Origin of the sequence: Pelosinus sp. UFO1, from assembly GCF_000725345.1 — a bacterium.
Classification (GTDB): domain Bacteria; phylum Bacillota; class Negativicutes; order DSM-13327; family DSM-13327; genus Pelosinus.
Map to the genome: position 1 here is coordinate 209,655 of NZ_CP008852.1, position 17,902 is coordinate 227,556.

12 protein-coding genes are annotated in these 17,902 nt (G+C 37.8%); 9 read left to right on the plus strand and 3 right to left on the minus strand.

The genetic code is table 11. From position 1 onward, the window contains the following. Positions 1 to 23: 23 nt before the first annotated feature. Both mrdA and UFO1_RS00875 read right to left on the minus strand, forming a co-directional pair. Positions 24 to 1,883, minus strand: a complete 1,860-nt coding sequence (gene mrdA, locus UFO1_RS00870) for a penicillin-binding protein 2 (RefSeq protein ID WP_236639303.1) — start codon at positions 1,881 to 1,883, stop codon at positions 24 to 26. A 182-nt stretch (positions 1,884 to 2,065) separates the two neighbouring features. Continuing rightward, positions 2,066 to 4,081: a sigma-54-dependent Fis family transcriptional regulator gene (locus UFO1_RS00875; RefSeq protein WP_038666693.1), complete on the minus strand. Its 2,016-nt coding sequence runs from the start codon at positions 4,079 to 4,081 to the stop codon at positions 2,066 to 2,068. Between the two features lie 543 nt (positions 4,082 to 4,624). Here UFO1_RS00875 and yjeM point away from each other — a divergent pair. The 6 genes from yjeM (at position 4,625) to UFO1_RS00905 (ending at position 11,513) form a co-directional block, all read left to right on the plus strand. Then, entirely contained in the window at positions 4,625 to 6,136 is a 1,512-nt protein-coding gene (gene yjeM, locus UFO1_RS00880) for a glutamate/gamma-aminobutyrate family transporter YjeM (RefSeq protein ID WP_038666695.1), read from the plus strand. Positions 6,137 to 6,232: 96 nt separating this feature from the next. Then, entirely contained in the window at positions 6,233 to 7,225 is a 993-nt protein-coding gene (locus UFO1_RS00885; protein ID WP_051788780.1) for a type II asparaginase, read from the plus strand. A 29-nt stretch (positions 7,226 to 7,254) separates the two neighbouring features. Continuing rightward, positions 7,255 to 8,517, plus strand: a complete 1,263-nt coding sequence (locus UFO1_RS00890) for an S-layer homology domain-containing protein (protein ID WP_038666700.1) — start codon at positions 7,255 to 7,257, stop codon at positions 8,515 to 8,517. Between the two features lie 59 nt (positions 8,518 to 8,576). Next, positions 8,577 to 9,689 (plus strand): aminopeptidase, encoded by a 1,113-nt coding sequence (locus tag UFO1_RS00895; protein WP_038666703.1) that lies wholly within the window; start codon positions 8,577 to 8,579, stop codon positions 9,687 to 9,689. 96 nt (positions 9,690 to 9,785) lie between these two features. Next, complete coding sequence (locus UFO1_RS00900) at positions 9,786 to 10,520, plus strand: gamma-glutamyl-gamma-aminobutyrate hydrolase family protein (RefSeq protein WP_038666705.1); 735 nt, start codon at positions 9,786 to 9,788, stop codon at positions 10,518 to 10,520. 306 nt (positions 10,521 to 10,826) lie between these two features. Then, positions 10,827 to 11,513, plus strand: a complete 687-nt coding sequence (locus tag UFO1_RS00905; RefSeq protein WP_051788781.1) for a hypothetical protein — start codon at positions 10,827 to 10,829, stop codon at positions 11,511 to 11,513. Positions 11,514 to 11,522: 9 nt separating this feature from the next. Here the strand turns inward: UFO1_RS00905 and UFO1_RS00910 are convergent, their stop codons facing one another. Further along, positions 11,523 to 11,750 (minus strand): Imm74 family immunity protein, encoded by a 228-nt coding sequence (locus UFO1_RS00910; RefSeq protein WP_038666708.1) that lies wholly within the window; start codon positions 11,748 to 11,750, stop codon positions 11,523 to 11,525. A 375-nt stretch (positions 11,751 to 12,125) separates the two neighbouring features. Here UFO1_RS00910 and UFO1_RS00915 point away from each other — a divergent pair, with 375 nt between their 5' ends. Genes UFO1_RS00915 through UFO1_RS00925 form a run of 3 tightly spaced genes read left to right on the plus strand, consistent with a single transcriptional unit; the run spans position 12,126 to position 17,839 of the window. After that, the gene (locus UFO1_RS00915) at positions 12,126 to 14,261 is read left to right on the plus strand and encodes a peptidase domain-containing ABC transporter (protein WP_038674803.1); all 2,136 of its coding nucleotides are present in this window, start codon (positions 12,126 to 12,128) and stop codon (positions 14,259 to 14,261) included. Then, positions 14,254 to 15,672 (plus strand): HlyD family type I secretion periplasmic adaptor subunit, encoded by a 1,419-nt coding sequence (locus tag UFO1_RS00920; RefSeq protein ID WP_038666710.1) that lies wholly within the window; start codon positions 14,254 to 14,256, stop codon positions 15,670 to 15,672. The genes UFO1_RS00915 and UFO1_RS00920 overlap by 8 nt, the downstream gene beginning before the upstream one ends. Before the next feature lie 4 nt (positions 15,673 to 15,676). Continuing rightward, entirely contained in the window at positions 15,677 to 17,839 is a 2,163-nt protein-coding gene (locus UFO1_RS00925) for a peptidase domain-containing ABC transporter (RefSeq protein WP_038666714.1), read from the plus strand. Positions 17,840 to 17,902 lie beyond the last annotated feature (63 nt).

Here is a 17,902-nt window from a genome sequence, read left to right on the forward strand (position 1 = left end):
GGATTATATATATCTTATATTTTTTATTGTGAGGTAATCTTGTTGTTCTGCTTTGTCTGCCATTCTTCGGCATATATATCTGCTGCATCTCGGCTCGGTGGTAAATCAAAGGCGGCTTCCATTATTTTTCGTGCAATCGGTGCTGCTGAGTCGGATCCATAACCGCCTTGTTCTACGATAACGGCGATTGCTATGGTTGGATTGTCATAAGGGCCATATGCTACAAACCATCCGTGATCATCTCCATGAGGATTTTCTGCGGTACTTGTTTTTCCGGCAATCGGGACAGGAAAGCCTTCGAATATGTATCCAGCAGTACCAGAGGGGGTAACAACATCACGCAGACCTGTTCGAATGGCATTTAACGTAGAAGGCGACATGGGTACAGTACCTAGCTCTTCAGGTTCAAAAGTTTGTACAACTTGACCGCTCGGTGAAACCATTTTGCTTACCAGGTACGGACGATAGCGATGCCCACCATTGGCAGCTATACTGGTTACTACAGCCATCTGAAGCGGTGTTGCTAAATTAAATCCTTGTCCAATTGCGGCATCAAAGGTTTCGGAAATTACCCAATCTTCATCGTACACTTTTTTCTTATACCGCTGATTTGCAACGAGTCCGTCATCCTCATCAGGTAAATTGATGCCAGTGACTGCTCCAAGGCCAAATTTACGAGCCCATTGCTCTAGCGTATCAATACCTAAGCGATTGCCTAATTCGTAGAAGTAGACGTTATCCGATTTGGCAAGAGCGACTCTAAAATCAATCCAACCCAGAGCGGCGTTGTGAGCATTACCTTTAGCAGGTGCCAGTCTATGCCTGCCAGAATCAAAAATCTTTTCTTCCGGAGTTACTTTCCCAGTCTCTAAGGCAGCAGTCCCAGTAACAATCTTGAATGCAGAGCCGGGGGGATATGATGCACCGATGGTTCTATTTTGCATTGGATTATTTGGATTATCATTAATCTCTTTCCAGTCCTTCGCAGAAATACCACCATTAAATTTATTTGGATCAAATGTAGGACGGCTTACGATAGCAAGAATTTCTCCCGTTTGGGGATTCATTACGACGGCAGCAGCCGCTTTTGCTTCTGGATTCCCTAGTTTATCTTGAAGGTATTTTAAACGTTCGTCCATAGCTTTTTCAGCTGCTCGCTGGATTTTAGCATTAATAGTTAGAATAAGATCGTTTCCAGCGATAGGCTGTTTTTTGCCAAGCATTTGTACAGGCTTACCAGAAACATTAACCTCTACTTGGGCTCCGCCATCGACACCGCGCAGCTCCTTATCCCATACTTGCTCTAGTCCCGTTTTTCCAAGCATGTCTCCCGATTTATAACCACTTACTTTTCCTTTTGCCAATTGAGAGTCACTAATTTCACCTACATATCCGAAGGTATGAGCGCCGAGTTCATTGTATATGTAGCTTCTTACTGCCTGGACTTCGATGACTACACCGGGAAGATCTTCTCGACGCTCTTCAATTTTAGTGATAATTTCAGGTCCGACATCGGATTTGATTCTTGTTGGTAGAAGAGGATTACCTTGTTGGCTCATTTTCTTTTGAATGTCATCTGGATTCATTCCAAGTATTTCAGCCAGTCTTACAATGATTTCCTTAGGAATGGGTCCTTTGATTGGTACGAGAGAGATAGAAAAACCAGGCCGATTATTTACCAGCGGTAATCCATTCCTGTCGTAAAAGGTTCCCCGGGGGGCTGTAATCGGTAACAATCGGATTCGGTTATTCTCTGCTTTCTGTTTGAATTCCTCGCCATGGAGAGCTTGTAGCCATACTAGTCTACTGAGAAGAGCGATAAAGATAGAAACGATAATAAATGTGAGTACGTTGAGGCGTTGACTAGTAGATCCTTTTGTCACGAGTACCAACCTTTCATTTAACCGAATAAATACAATCCGATACCTAAAAAAATGCGAGAATTTAAGGTGGTACTAGAAATAGTTGAGGGACTATTTCTGAGTGTTAGCAATATTAACTTAACATAATATATATAGTTTACCAAAGAATATCCCAGGCAGCAATGTAGAACATATTGGTAATTTTAACGTTTTATCCAATTCAAGAAAAGTAGTCCTTTGGATGTAATGCGGCTACCCCTTCTACCTACTTGCGAATCAACTAGCCCCAGCTCACTAAGTACTGACAGCATCCGTCTGATTTCACTTTCCGTAGTATTTATCAAGGATGCGGCACATTGATTTTCCAAAGATTTTCTCCCGATACCAAGGGTATGGTGAGAAAGGTTAGTAAGTATTTGATGGATTTTTTCACTGTCGCAGCGGCTAGTTAAGTACGTAAGTTCCTGATTAAAATCAGCTTGGGTATCGAAAATATATGCAGGTAAATTGTTAAGATCTACAATATCAGTGGTTATTAATGAAATATATGCCACGGTATTGGTTAACTCCCGAATATTGCCTGGCCACTTGTAATTCAGTAACATATTTGCAGCTTCCGCAGTCAGAGTAATATTTTTATTATGATAGTTTTTCATTAATAAATGAAATAAGTGGATGACATCCTCGGGGCGTTCCCTAAGCGGTGGGACGATGATGGGGAGGACATTCAGACGGTAAAATAAGTCCTGGCGAAAGGTGCCCTTTTGTATTTCGGCTTGTAGATTTTTGTTAGTGGCCGCGATTACTCGGTGATCTACGTCGATTACCCTTTGGGATCCGACACGCATAATCTGACGTTCTTGGAGTACCCTCAGTAGACGTACTTGCACCGATGGAGGCATGTCTCCTACCTCATCTAAAAAAATAGTGCCATTGTTAGCCTGCTCGAATAAACCTGATTTACCTTCTTTGATTGCACCAGTGAAAGAACCCGCCTCATAACCAAATAGTTCACTTTCTAGTAAGTTTTCTGGAAAGGAGGCGCAGTTGATCGCCACAAATGGATAGATCGATCGAGGGGAGGCATCATGAATAGCATGAGCCATAAGTTCTTTGCCGGTACCACTTTCTCCTGTAATAAGTACTGTTAAATTTGTTGGAGCGATTCGTTTGGCGAATTTGATGCAGTCCTCCATCTTGGGCGACTTTGTTTGAATACTTGCAAAGGAATATCGGGTCACTAAACCTTTATCCCGTAACTTCTTTGAGAGACTTTTTTCCAAGTGGCGAATATGGGTTACTTCTTGAAAGTCATAGTATATTCCCGCTGGTTCGCCAAGGTGTTCGATTTTACTATTGCTTACAAGCAAGGAGCGTTCCTTGAACTCAATTAATTCGTTAGTATAAATGCTTTGGTTTGAATTAGGGAGCAATGAATCGGGAATTACATGTGAGAGATGTTTCCCAATAATATTATCGTTGATTTCGAATATTTGACTAAATTTTTTATTATATAGCAATATGAAATGATCCTTATCAGTTAGCAGAATCCCATCATGAGAAAGATTAACAATAGTGTCCAGCTGAATGTTTTTCATAAAAAGATCTTTATATTGATTTTGGACGCCGCTATCCATTGTAACAATTCTTTCTGAATATTTGATAAGGCGTCTCCTTGTTTCGTGTGAATCAATATTAAAATGGTTTAAAATTGTCAAAAATGTAGAGATATCAATGCAGCGGTGACCTACGTCGATTATTATTTTAACGTGAGGAGGAACTGTACCAGCTTCTCCTAGGGTAATGGCAATATTGATATCAAGAAATTCTTTGGTACTATCATGAGGGACAAAATTTAGGTGAGTAATACCGATCTGATATAAAAAAGCCACTGCGTCACTGGTTGTTTCTAAAGAATCATTTACTACAAGTACGTTAGTACCTTTAGGAAGGGCAGTAATTTTATAAATTTCACTACTAGGAAGGGAACGACGTAGGACGATAATACGGCTATTGGCAGAAATATAATTTCGGGCTTTCATTGCGTGGCTCTGGGCTGTAACAACAACAATGTCATCATTAATAATATCGCCAGGACTAAAATAGGATAAATAGTAATTATTTATTATTACATAGTCTTTCAAAACTTCTTCTAAATTGCTTTGGATAAATTCATTAAGGTCGGATGGAACTAGAGTAAGGATGCCAATGGTTTTCATTTTTAATTTAATCCTCCCCCGTCTATATGATAATTCCTCTAAAATTTCTATCTGCCCAGTGTTGGGGTTTAAAAGAGTTAGCTGGGAATCGGTTTTCATTTTATCACAATCACTTAGTTCTTGTACTGATAATTATCTAAAAATTATGAAAATAATTATCAAAAATACCTAATAGGTTAATAAATGGGTGAGATTAAATGCCTATTACTCCTATTTAGCTGCAGTTTAGTTTAATAAATGGGATAACTCTTCTTGGACAGTTACCTAATCTTATGTTAGGCAACTGTCTCTTTTTATTTTAAGATCATCTGGTAATACCTGGATTGTATGGCATTTTTCTGGGTAAAAAGAGGGTATTCGAATACATAAATTAATTTGCATTTTCCTTTTGGCACAGTAGTTGCAATAAAAACAAATAACAGTCTATATTGAATATTCTAAAAATTATGCCCTGCATTCAAGGTAGACTCATTTTCGAAAGAGGGAGGATAGATTGTTTACTCGCAAAATAGCTACTCTAAAACTATTCTTGGAGGGATAAACATGTCCGAAATTACAAGGAAAAAATTAACATTAATTCCACTGGTTCTAATGATCTTTACATCGGTATTTGGCTTTACCAACATACCTCGATCCTTCTATCTCATGGGTTATAGCGCGATTCCATGGTATGTTCTTTCCGCTTGTACTTTTTTCATTCCCTTCGCCTATATGATGGCCGAATATGGTGCCGCCTTTAAAAAAGAAAAGGGTGGGATTTATTCATGGATGGAAAAATCAGTAGGAGCCAAGTATGCATTTGTGGGTACCTTTATGTGGTATGCATCTTATGTTGTCTGGATGGTTAACATTAGCTCCTCCATTTGGATTCCTTTCTCTAACTTTCTTTTCGGCTCTGATATGACATCTACTTGGACAATCTTCGGCTTAAAGGCAACACAAACACTGGGGATCTTAGGAATTATGTGGATTTTATCAGTAACCTTTATTGCAACAAAAGGATTGGACAAAATCACCAAATTCACTTCCATAGGTGGTACTGCTGTTGCACTACTTAACGTTGTATTGCTACTAGGAGCAGTTACTGTATTTATTGCAAATGGCGGACAGTTTGCCGAGGCAGTGAGCGCAGACGCCTTTACGAATTCCCCTAGTCCTAAATATCAATCATCTATCTCTATTCTCTCATTCTTAGTATTCGCTCTTTTCGCTTATGGTGGTATCGAAGCCGTTGGTGGTTTGGTCGATGAAACCGAAAAACCAGAAAAGAACTTTCCAAAAGGAATTATTTTTTCTGCCGGAATTATAGTAATTGGCTATTCTCTAGGAATTTTTCTTTGTGGGATATTTAGCAACTGGAATGAAGTTCTGTCTTCAAAAGATGTCCATATGGGGAATGTTGCCTATATACTTATGAAAAATCTTGGATATCAAATAGGCCATAGTTTGGGTTATGAAAATTCCATTTCCCTGTCATTAGGGATGTGGATGGCCCGATTGGTAGGATTCTCTATGTTTTTAGCCCTTACTGGTGCCTTTTTTACATTGTGTTATGCACCCCTCAAACAAATTATAGAAGGTACTCCAGCTAAATTATGGCCTGGGAAAATGGGCGAGGCCACAAATGGAATGCCAATTAACGCGATGTGGATTCAATGCTATATGATAATTGCTTTTATTCTACTAATTACTTTTGGCGGTGAGGGTGCATCTAGATTCTTCAATAAATTAATACTTATGACTAACGTAGCCATGACGCTACCGTACATGTTTTTGTCTGGCGCATTTGCTCCTTTTAAGAAAAAAACTCACATAGATAAACCTTTTGAAGTATTTAAAACTTACAATAGCGCCTTGATAGCTAGTGTTGTTGTTACTTTAACGGTTGGCTTTGCTAACATCTTCACCATCATTGAACCAGCAATAAATGGTGATGTTGAATCCACAATTTGGTGTATTGTTGGGCCTTTATTCTTTAGTATATTAGCAATGATTATGTATTCACGCTATGAGAAAAGAGAAGTATTGGAAGAGACAGTCTCACTCAAACAATAGTTAGCTAATGTTTAATGCTCTAGTCTTCAGACCTCCTGAAAAGCAACAAATATCATTCAATTTTAGAGCTAAATTTACTTACAAGGGAGAATTTTCATGAAAAAAAATATTGTGATTATTGGTACAGGGGGTACTATTGCTGGCAAAGCATCCTGTTCAACAGAAACGCTTTGCTATACATCGGCGATGGTGTCCATTGACAACCTAATTCAGGAGGTTCCAGAAATACATAGTATCGCAAACGTAACTGGTGAACAAATATCTCAAGTCGACAGTGGTGATATGACATGTGATTTATGGCTGATGTTAGCTTTGCGTATTAATGAAATGCTTGCCACCAGTGACGTGGATGGAATCGTGATTACTCACGGGACTGATACACTTGAAGAAACTGCCTATTTATTACATTTGGTAATAAAAAGTGAAAAACCTGTCGTTCTGGTAGGAGCCATGCGTCCTTTTTCTGCCATGAGTGCCGATGGGCCAATGAATCTTTATAAAGCAGTGACTTTGGCAGCAAGCAATGCGGCAGTCGGGAAAGGTGTATTAGTTTCTTTGAACAATACGATTAACTGCGGCCGTGAGGTGACTAAGACAAACACATTATTGCAGGATAGTTTTCAATCCCCCGATGTCGGATATCTAGGTTATTTGCAGGGGGGCGAACCCCATTTTTATCGACTTCCAGCACGTAAACATACTATTTCTTCGGGTTTTGATGTAACAAAGCTGACAGCGTTACCTCAAGTTGAGATTATTTACGGTTACTTAAATAGCAGTCCATTGCTAGCGGAGGCTGCCGTAGCAACAGGAGCCAAAGGAATTGTTTATGCTGGTTTAGGGAATGGCAGTATGTCAAAAAACGTAAGAGATGCACTTTCAAACCTTGCAAAGCAAGGTATCGTGATTGTTAGGAGTACTCGCGTGGCGAGTGGAATTGTTACTCGTAACGGCGCAGTTGATGATGAACTTTATCATTTTGTTGCATCTGATACTTTAAGCCCTCAAAAAGCGAGAATCCTTCTTATGTTGGCTCTAACACAAACGAATAACTCTACGGAAATACAACGAATGTTTTGGGACTACTAAAAAATAGAGAGTAAAAGGGAGAGAATAATATGAGAAAAAAATTACTTAAGACCTTAATTTTGGGATCCTTACTGAGCGTGTCAGCCACGGCTTTTGCCGCCAATCCTTTCGAACTTGTGCCGACGAGTAACTGGACTTACGATGCAATCGACAAACTCGTTCAAGCTGGTGTTTATGAAGGATATAGGGACATGAATTTTAGTAAACAGCAAACTTTTACCCGTTATGAATTGGCTACCTTTGTAGGCAAGGCAATGGCGAATCAAAATAAGGCGGATACAGAGCAAAAAGCCACTATTAATAAATTAGCCACAGAATTTAAGGTTGAACTAGGCAATCTCGGAGTTTATTCTTTGGCAACAACACCAGCAACAACACCAGCTACCGCACCTGCCGTTGCCCGCGTTGATAAAGTTAAGATTTCCGGTGATACTCGTTTTCGTTATGAGCATACAAAAAGCACTAAATTCTCGGATGATGTAAACTTTAGAACAAGATTTAACGTTGATGTGGATCTGGACGACACCTGGAAGTTTCGTACTCGCTTCGTTAATAGTAACAATATTACTGCATATGATGGTAATGACGACAGTGGAAGTTCGACTACAAAAGTCGATTTATCCTTTGTAAAAGGTACCGTTGGTGATGTTGGAGTATCCCTTGGCAGATTGCCGTTAGCATTGGGGAAAGGTATGTTAGTAGATACTGATAAAAATTGGAATGGAGCTAAGTTTGATTTTGGCGATAAGATCAAAGCTCAGGTCGGTTATGCACGAGCAGGGGATAAGAAAAAAGCAAAGTACTTCTTTACCGATGTTACAACCAATTTAACTAAAGATCTCGACGTTACCGCATCCTATTTAAAGGATTCTGGCACTAAAATAGATGCTGCCGAATATAAGGCTTGGACAGCTGGGTTTGGCTATAATGGGCTTAAGAATCTTGCGGTAGTTGGTGAGTATGGTAAAAACAGTGTTAAAAGTGCCAAAGCATGGATGACGGGGCTGACTTTCAGACAAGCTGATCGTAAAAAAGTAGGTTCTTGGAGTGCAAGTACTATTTACAGAAAGGCAGCGCCAGGATTTGATCCACAATATTGGAGTACAGTAGATGCCTCCTATGCTGTGGAAAACAGTGCCATGGACGATATTCAAGGCATTGAATATGCTGTAGATTATGTTCCGATGAAAGGTGCAATACTTCATGTAAGTTATGGTGATATGAAAAATTATGCTGGAGATAGCAGCGATAATCGCCAATATTTTATCAGTAACCTTAGCTATAAATTCTAGTAAAAATCACGTTACATAAAGAGCCAGATGCGCTTACGTAACGTAGAGGAGGAGTTATTTTGGACCAGAGAATTCGAGAGCTAGCCAAAAACTTAATTGGCTATTCGACCAATCTGCAAAAGGGCGAGAAAATTTTAATTGAAATGTTTGATGATGGATTACCATTAACAAAGGCCTTGGTAGAAGAGGTATACCGGGTAGGGGGAATTCCTTTTGTCACGGTAAAAAACAATAAAGTGATCCGAGAACTATTAAAAGATGCCACCATTGATCAGTTGACGATGATTGCAGAATGGGAAGCAGCACGTATGAGCGGTATGGATGCGTATATCGGGATTAGAGCTGCAGAGAATAGCAGTGAGTTAGCTGATATTTCATCAGAAAAAATACAGCTTTATCAAAAATACTGGAACAAACCAGTGCACACAGATATCCGTGTTCCCAAAACAAAATGGTGTGTTCTTCGTTACCCCAATAATGCTATGGCTCAGTTAGCAAATACTAGTCTAGAAACTTTTGAGGACTTTTATTTCAATGTATGTAATTTGAACTATGGGAAAATGGCGAAAGCAATGGACCCTCTGATTGAATTAATCCATAAGACTGACAAAGTACGGATCATTGGCCCTGGTACCGACCTGAAATTTTCGATAAAAGGTATCCCAGCGATAAAATGTTCAGGTAGTAGGAATATTCCAGATGGTGAAGTATATACTGCGCCGATAAAGGATTCAATAAATGGCTACCTTTCCTATAATACTCCTTCTATTCAAGGTGGTTTCACTTACGAGAATATCCGCTTTGAGTTTATCAACGGGAAAATTGAAAAAGCCACTGCAAATGATAACGAAAAAATTAATCAACTGCTGGATACGGATGAGGGAGCGCGCTATATCGGTGAATTTGCTTTAGGTGTAAATCCCTATATTACAGATCCAATGAAAGATACACTGTTTGATGAAAAAATTAAAGGAAGCTTTCACTTCACTCCCGGAAATGCTTATGATAATGCCTTCAATGGCAACCGATCCGCCATACACTGGGATATAGTATGTATCCAGACTCCCGAATACGGTGGTGGTGAAATATGGTTTGATGATCGGCTGATTCGTAAAGATGGAATCTTTGTTATTGCCGAACTAAAAGGCTTAAATCCAGAAAATTTGATATAAGAGAAAATACCTCCCGATAGCACAGTGAAAAATCCTCGAATCTTTCTTGTGTTGATATGTTACGAGAGGATATATATTTCAAGGAGGATTTTAGATGTGGTTATCCCAGTAATCGGTATTTCTGCCAGTATGTTGGTTACAGAAGACGGATCTTGTCTTGGCAATGAACAAGCCTATGTCAATAAACATTATGTAAGGGCATTAACTTCTGTAGGAGCGGCACCTTTGTTACTGCCAATCGTTGAGATGAATGATTCCCTTATTAAAGTTCAATTACAACAGATTGATGGCCTGCTACTTTCTGGCGGTTATGATGTAAATCCACTTTTGTATGGGGAAGAACCATTACCTGAACTTGAGTACATTCTTCCAGAAAGAGATGAATATGAGATTAAATTGATTCATATGGCCCTTGCCATGAAGAAACCTGTTCTTGGTATTTGCCGAGGAATGCAAATCATTAATGTTGCTTGCGGCGGCACCTTGTATCAAGACCTGAGCCAATATTCACTAAAACACTTTAAGCATCAACAAAAAAGCAAAACCGATACTGCCAGTCATACTGTAGAGTTTATTCCCAATACTAAGCTACGCAATATCATGAACGTAGATGCTACTAAAATTAATACCTTTCACCACCAGGCCATTAAAGATCTGGCTCCTGGTTTTGTTATCAATGCTAAGGCAAAGGATGGTATTATCGAAGGTTTTGAAAGAATAGGAGACGATTTTGTCATCGGATTGCAATGGCATCCTGAAATGATGATGGAAAGAGATGCTTCCATGCAGGAAATCTTTCGCAGCTTTATTGATTTTGCCAAATTAGCATGAGAAATAGTTCCAAATTAGTCCTTGCCCTTATTAAAACAGCAGCAACAATGAGAAAATAACTATAATAAATTCCTGCAAAAGCTCAAATGAGAATTTGCAGGAATTCTTTATTTTTTAAGCGTTAGATGATGTTTCAGCCATTGTATAGAGAATAGATACTAAATCCTAATTTGCATATTCTTTCGAACTGTTATAAAATTAATAAATTAAGGAAGATATAAAATTGGTTTAGATTCGTTTATATTTCAGCGGATCAACTGAACCCTTTACATATGGGAAAACTATCAGTAAGATAGGAGTGATCTAGTGAGTAGCGAAGATTCTGAAAATAAATCCGGTTTTTACTTTGGAGCTCAGAATTCCAATAATAGTTCTTCTAGTAACGGTTTGGGATTAGAAATTTCAAATAGTACTTCTAGTAGCGGCTTTGGTGTAGAGACTCCCAGTAAGGATCCGAATAGCAATTACGGGGGAATTTCAAGAAACGAAGCTGGGGTAGATTCATTTTTAAATATGTTAAATATGAATCATGGTAATACAAAAGGAATTGCTGGAGGAGAAGCTTATTTAGGAACTATTACTAGTTCTTATGATTATGATGATGATTCTATAGAAGATTTGTGTGATGAAATTGAAATTGATAATGGTGAGAGCTGGATTGAGCGTGGGAGTATATTTGGATCGGCAATTAAAATAGTTACAGACTTTTATAATAAATTCTTCTCAGCAGAAACACAGAGTATTGGAAAAGTTATTGGAGATATAGATAAAACAATAGCATCGGCAATCGAAGAGGTTTCAAGTGGGGGTTGGGATAAGTCCTACAGAAACATTCAATTAGATGGTTGCATCGGGGCGAGTATAGCAGAGTCTTCTGATGAAACAGAGATACGTTTCATCGGAAAGGATACGAATGGAATTAAGCTTAATGGTTCGGTAGGGGAAATTTTAAGTGCTAGTGGTGACGGGGTAGATAAATCGGGTAGTGAATAGATAGTTTCACTAATTAAATCTTATTTTAAAGTTGGAATTCTTAGTCTCCTTAATTAAACATCTGATTAGTTCAGCTTTTATCCTCTCTTCAATTTGGATTGATTCATAGGGTGGTTCCCAGTACTTCATTGTATCTGTATAAGCAAGGAAGCCATCGATGAGCATTTCTCCTTGAATATTTGCTGCTCTACCTGCTATCTCCACCCTCAGGTTAGATGTTGTTGCTATTACTTCCATTTCATTTCACCTCATAAATACAATATTTTCTCTCTAGTAATAAGATACAGGAAAAGTATGACACAATAATGACAAATCAGTTTATTTGCTTGGTGATTATAGATAAAACGGTAATTAAAAAATAAATTGCTACCTTTCAGTAAATGTACTCAAAGATAGCAATTTCTTTTTTTTTATTTTTGTATATGAAGAAATGTCGTAAAATGTTGTTCGAAAAGTCTTGCTATAGCGCAAAATATGTGACAGAATCTATAATCATATGGAACTTATTTGAAATAACGACAAAAAATAACACAAGACTATGATGAATGATAGTTGAAAATACGATATATATGTAAGCGCAAAAGGAAAGGAATAGTGATGGACGATATAACGATGGAAAAGAGAAAGTCAACATATGCAAGCACTGCGAAAACCTGTTTAGCAGTAGTAGCAAAAGGATTTGGGATACCAATCGACGAGGAAGCTTTATCAAATAAATATGGAATTAATGAAGATCTAGCCGATCCGAAGGATTTAATAAAAGCTGCAAAAAAGATTCAACTTAAGGCGAAAATGTTAAAACCAGGGAAGACGGGACTATCTGCGCTTCCTATTCCTGCAATAGCGATTCGAAATGATGGAACTTATGTAGTTATTGGAGAAAACAATTCTAAAAAAATACTACTATTTGATCCTGAGCATGGACATTCCATTGTAATCCCATTAGAAGATTTTCTGAGTAATTGGACTGGAGAAGTTATCGTTTTTAAACGGTCTTTTAATTTAAAAGACATTAGTAGGCAATTCAATTTGACATGGTTTATACCTGTTGTAGTTCGCTATAAAAGATATTTCCTAGAAATTTTAGGAGCAGCATTTCTTTTTCAGCTTTTTGGCTTGGTAGCACCTTTATGTACCCAAGTGATTATTGATAAAGTAATTGTAAATAAAGGGAACATCACTTTAAATGTGCTTGTAGTAGGGATGGTATTCGTTGTTTTATTTCAAACGGTAATGAATTTGATAAGAACCTATCTATTTACGCATACCACAAATAAAATTGATGTAATTTTAGGCAATAGAATGTTTCGCCACTTGATGAATCTACCAATACAATTTTTTGAAACAAGGCGGGTCGGAGATACTCTTATGAGAGTATCCGCTTTAAATAATATTCGTGAATTTTTAACAGGTACTGCAGTAACTGTGTTGATTGACTTATGTTTTTCTATAGTATTTTTCGCTGTAATGTTTTATTATAGTGTACCTTTGACTTTAATTGCTATTGCTGCAATACCCCTTCAATTGCTAACCAATATTCTCGGCACGCCTATTTTTCAAAGAAGGCTGCAAGATTCTTGGAACGCTAGTGCAGAGAACAATGCTTTTCTTGTAGAGGCGATAACAGGTATTCATACAGTAAAGTCTCTGGCAGTAGAGCCACAGTTTAAGTATAGATGGGAAAGAATGGTGGCAAGAAGTGTTAGTACCAATTTGGACAAAGCGCAGTTTAGTGTTGTATTAAATAATGGGGGAAGTTTTATACAGAAGTTATTTAGCTACCTAATTATTTGGTTTGGTGGTTTTATGGTGATTGATGGATCGGTAACAATTGGTCAATTTATCGCTTTTCAGATGATGGCAAATCAGGCTGGTGCACCTTTATTACGCTTGGTTGGGATGTGGCAATCCTTTCAACAAACAAAGTTGGCTGTTACAAGAATCGGAGATATATTAAATGCAGTACCAGAACCAACATGTTTACCGGATGCGATTCGATTGCCAGAAATAAAGGGAGAAATAAGGCTTGAAAATATAACTTTTCGCTACTATATCGAGAGTGACAAGGTTTTGCGTCAAGTTAATTTACACGTAAAATCAGGCATGAAAGTAGGTATAGTAGGACGATCCGGTTCGGGAAAAAGTACCTTAACCAAAATTATTCAACGATTATACGCGCCTGAAGTTGGCAGAGTTTTAATTGATAATGTGGATATAGCGCAAGCTGATCCAGCTTGGTTAAGACCGCAAATTGGTGTAGTGTTACAAGATAACTACCTGTTCAATGGCAGTGTACGAGAAAATATAGCTCTTGCCCGCCAAGGTGTAAGTATGAAAGAGATTAATGAGGCGGCTAGACTTGCCGGTGCTCATGAGTTTATTCTCGATCTTCCAGAAGGCTATGATACTCTTGTAGGGGAACGCGGTGCTACTTTATCTGGTGGTCAGCGTCAGCGGATTGCCATTGCCCGGGCACTGATTTCCGATCCGAAAATTGTTATATTTGATGAAGCTACAAGCGCATTAGATTATCAGTCTGAAAAGATAATCATGGGAAATATTGATCAGATTGCTGCTGGACGTACTATGTTCATCATTGCTCACCGTCTGGCAAATGTTAAAAATTGCGACCTAATTGTTGTTATGGAACGCGGTAAAATCATAGAACAAGGAACACATGATGAACTTATAGGTCTAAGAGGCATGTATTATAATCTCTATCAACAACAAGGAGACAGCCATGTTTAAGAAAATAATCGGGTATATAACAAATAATAAAGTGATTGAGACTCTTCCAGAGAAAATAAAACAATTCTATGAAAAAGTGAAAATAAGAAACATAGAAAAGTATCAAAGTAAGGAAGCCGAATTTTTACCAGCGGCTTTAGAAATTGTAGAATCTCCGCCATCCTATGGCAGTCGAACTGTACTATGGACATTTTTCAGTTTGGCAATCATTGGGTTGCTTTGGGTAGTATTTGGTAGTGTCGATGAAGTAGCTATAGCCCCAGGAAAGGTGATCCCAAATGGTTATGTTAGAGTGCTTCAAGCTGAGGATAAGGGAATCATTAAGAAAATTCACGTTGTAGAAGGTCAAAAAGTAAATAAAGGTGATTTATTATTAGAATTAGATACTACATATTCTGCGGCGGATCTTGCTAAGCTGAAAAAAGAGACAGATAACGTTAAACTGGAAGTGGAGCGCTTAACCGCCGAAAAAGAAAATCGAAAATTTCGGCCACAAAACGTAGCTGGAGCAAACGAAGAAGATATGTTAGCCCAAATTGGACTTTATAATAGCCGTAATTTTGAATATCAGACAAAAATCGAAGAAGCACGGCAAATGGTGCAGCAATATGAACAAAATTTGCGTAGTGCTCGTATCGAAAAAGATAAACAAACAAAGTTATATCAGCTTGCAGAAGAGAAAGAAAGAAAACTAGAGCAATTAGTAAATGAAAATGCTATATCGAAATTCACCTTGATTGATCAGCAAAGTAAAAGGACTGAGGCCGAGCAGAATCTGAAAGAACAAGAATCAGTAATTTTGGCACAACAATCCTTACTGCTAAAAAGTCAAGCATCTTTAGGCCGGGTTATAGCAGAAAGAAATTTGGACGTAGATACAAAATTAGTTAATGCGAAGCAGAAACTTTACTATTGCAGTGAAGAGTTAAAAAAGGCCGAAGTAAAGAGTCGTTTATCAGAAATTGTAGCACCAGATGATGGTTATGTAAGTAATTTATCAGTGCATACAATTGGTGGAATTGTAACACCGGCTCAAGTACTGTTAGAGGTAGTACCTAATATGGTAAATCTAGAAGTTGAGGCTTGGGTAGCAAATAAAGATATTGGTTTTATACAAGAAGGACAGACTGCCGAACTTAAGGTAGAGACATTTACCTTTCAAAAATATGGTACTGTGCCTGCGGTTATTAAAAATGTGAGCCAGAACGCAGTGGAAGATAGTGAAAAAGGTCGTGTATATAGAGTATTATTACAGATGGATAGGGATTATGTCGTTGTAAACAATCGTGAAGTACGTTTAAATAGTGGCATGACGGTCAGTGCTGAAATTAAAATTAGGCAAAAGAAAATATATGAATTTTTCCTAGAACCATTTAAAAAGTACCAAAGCGAATCTTTGAGAGAGAGATAACAGAATGTCTAAACAAATAATGCAAGAAGAAAAAGAGGAAATACAAGAAACTGTTTTTGTTGATTCAGCCTTACAATGTCTATTGAGGATTTCCCAAATAATTGGGGTCGCAGCTGATGAAAAACAAATACGGCGTGCTCATATTATCGGAAAAGCGGGTATGGATTTAGCAACTCTCGTCCGAACTGCGAAAGAAATGGGGCTCAAGGCTCATTACGTTGATTACAGCAATAAAAAAGCCAAGGCAACTTTCCCACTGCCCGCAATTGGGATTTTGGAAAATGGTTGCTATATAGTAATACTGAGTCGAAATAGTGAAAACACGATTGTATTTGATCCATACAGAGATCATCAGGTGAGTCTTCCAGAAGAAACTTTTATCGAGCAATGGAGTGGTAAAACAATTCTTATTGCGAAACGTCCTAGTTTGGTTGAAGAGGAAGAAACGAAATTTGGCTTAGCCTGGTTTATTCCTGTAATCATGCAGTATAAAAAGGCATTTGGAAAGATCTTATTATTTTCGTTGATTTTGCAGATTTTTGGTCTTGTCACTCCTTTGTTTACACAAGTAATCATTAACAAGGTGCTTGTTCACCATAGCTTAAGTACTTTAAACATACTTATTGTAGGTGTAATAGCAATTTGCATATTTGAAGCATGGATTACTGGATTAAGAAGTTGTATGCTAAATCATCACATAAGTAAAGTCGATGTTACCCTTAGTGCAAAAATTTTTCATCATGTAATGGCCTTACCAATAAAATTTTTCGAGAAATATAAGGTTGGCGAAATTGTATCTCGGATAAGAGAATTGGACAATATACGGGGATTTATTGTTGGATCAGCTTTTACAGTGATTCTCGATAGTGCCTTTTCATTGATGTATCTTGGTATAATGGTTATGTATAGCGGTTATCTCACTATAGTAACCTTAGTGGCTCTGGGGTTATATATCATACTTAATCTAATATTGACTCCATTATTTCGGAGAAAATTAAAAGAAAAATCGAAACTAGATACTGCAAATCAAACGTTTATGATTGAAGCCATAACAGGAATACAAACGGTAAAATCCTTGGCGGTAGAAAAATATTTTATCCAAAAGTGGGATGAAATGTTGTCAAGATATATAAAGTCCGTCTTTGTTACTGCGAATATCAATAATGTAGGTAATAATATAGCGGCCTTAATTCAACAACTCTCTATGATTGGGATACTATGGGTAGGTGTAAACCAAGTAATGGAGAATCAGCTATCAGTAGGTGAATTAATAGCCTTTCAGATGTACTCAAATTCTGTAGTATCTCCAGTACTGAGGTTAGTAGATATTTGGCAGAGATTTCAACAAACAAGAGTATCTGTTAACCGACTAGGTGATATTATGAGTGAAAAGTCGGAACCTGTTTTTGACCCGGATAGAACCACTCTTTCTACAATTCGTGGAGAAATAATCTTAGATCGGGTCACCTTTAGATATAGAGAAGATACAAATGAGATACTCAATCAAATTAATCTAAAAATAGAAGCAAACACTAGTATTGGTATAGTTGGCAGGTCGGGATCGGGTAAAAGTACACTAACTAAGATTATTCAGAGGCTGTATGTGCCGGAAACAGGCAGGATATTAATTGACGGCGTAGATATGGCCCAAGTTGAGCCAGCATGGCTTAGGAGGCAAATCGGGGTTGTGCTCCAAGAAACCTATCTGTTTAATGGGAGTATCAGAGATAACATTGCCTTAGCTAAATTAGATGCTAGTATGGATGAAATAATAAAGGTAGCACAAATTGCTGGGGTAGATGAATTTGCAAATGAATTGCCGAATGGATATAACACAATTGTAGGTGAGCGAGGTGCTACGTTATCGGGAGGTCAGAAACAGCGCATAGCGATTGCTCGGGCGCTGCTTATTGATCCAAGAATCCTTATTTTTGATGAAGCTACAAGTGCTTTAGATAATGAATCAGAAAATATTATAAAAGAAAACCTTGGAAAGATGGCAGTCGGGCGAACACTAATCATGATAGCTCATCGTTTAACAACAATACGTGACTGTGATACCATTATTTTTATGGAACAGGGAAAAATTATAGAAAAGGGCACCCATGCTGAATTATTGGCATTAAAAGGTGCATATTATGATTTATATATGCTGCAAGAAAAGTAAAAAGAAAATTTTCAATTTAGAAATCCCCGCCTATTGGGGATTTTTCTATTTCCAAAATGTAAA

Excerpts from the sequence above, each read along its gene's own strand:
- UFO1_RS00915 (WP_038674803.1), top strand. The coding sequence starts at position 12,126 with ATGGAAAAGAGAAAGTCAACATATGCAAGCACTGCGAAAACCTGTTTA.
- UFO1_RS00890 (WP_038666700.1), top strand. The coding sequence starts at position 7,255 with ATGAGAAAAAAATTACTTAAGACCTTAATTTTGGGATCCTTACTGAGC.
- UFO1_RS00910 (WP_038666708.1), bottom strand. The coding sequence starts at position 11,750 with ATGGAAGTAATAGCAACAACATCTAACCTGAGGGTGGAGATAGCAGGT.
- yjeM (WP_038666695.1), top strand. The coding sequence starts at position 4,625 with ATGTCCGAAATTACAAGGAAAAAATTAACATTAATTCCACTGGTTCTA.
- UFO1_RS00920 (WP_038666710.1), top strand. The coding sequence starts at position 14,254 with ATGTTTAAGAAAATAATCGGGTATATAACAAATAATAAAGTGATTGAG.
- UFO1_RS00885 (WP_051788780.1), top strand. The coding sequence starts at position 6,233 with ATGAAAAAAAATATTGTGATTATTGGTACAGGGGGTACTATTGCTGGC.
- UFO1_RS00875 (WP_038666693.1), bottom strand. The coding sequence starts at position 4,081 with ATGAAAACCATTGGCATCCTTACTCTAGTTCCATCCGACCTTAATGAA.
- UFO1_RS00925 (WP_038666714.1), top strand. The coding sequence starts at position 15,677 with ATGTCTAAACAAATAATGCAAGAAGAAAAAGAGGAAATACAAGAAACT.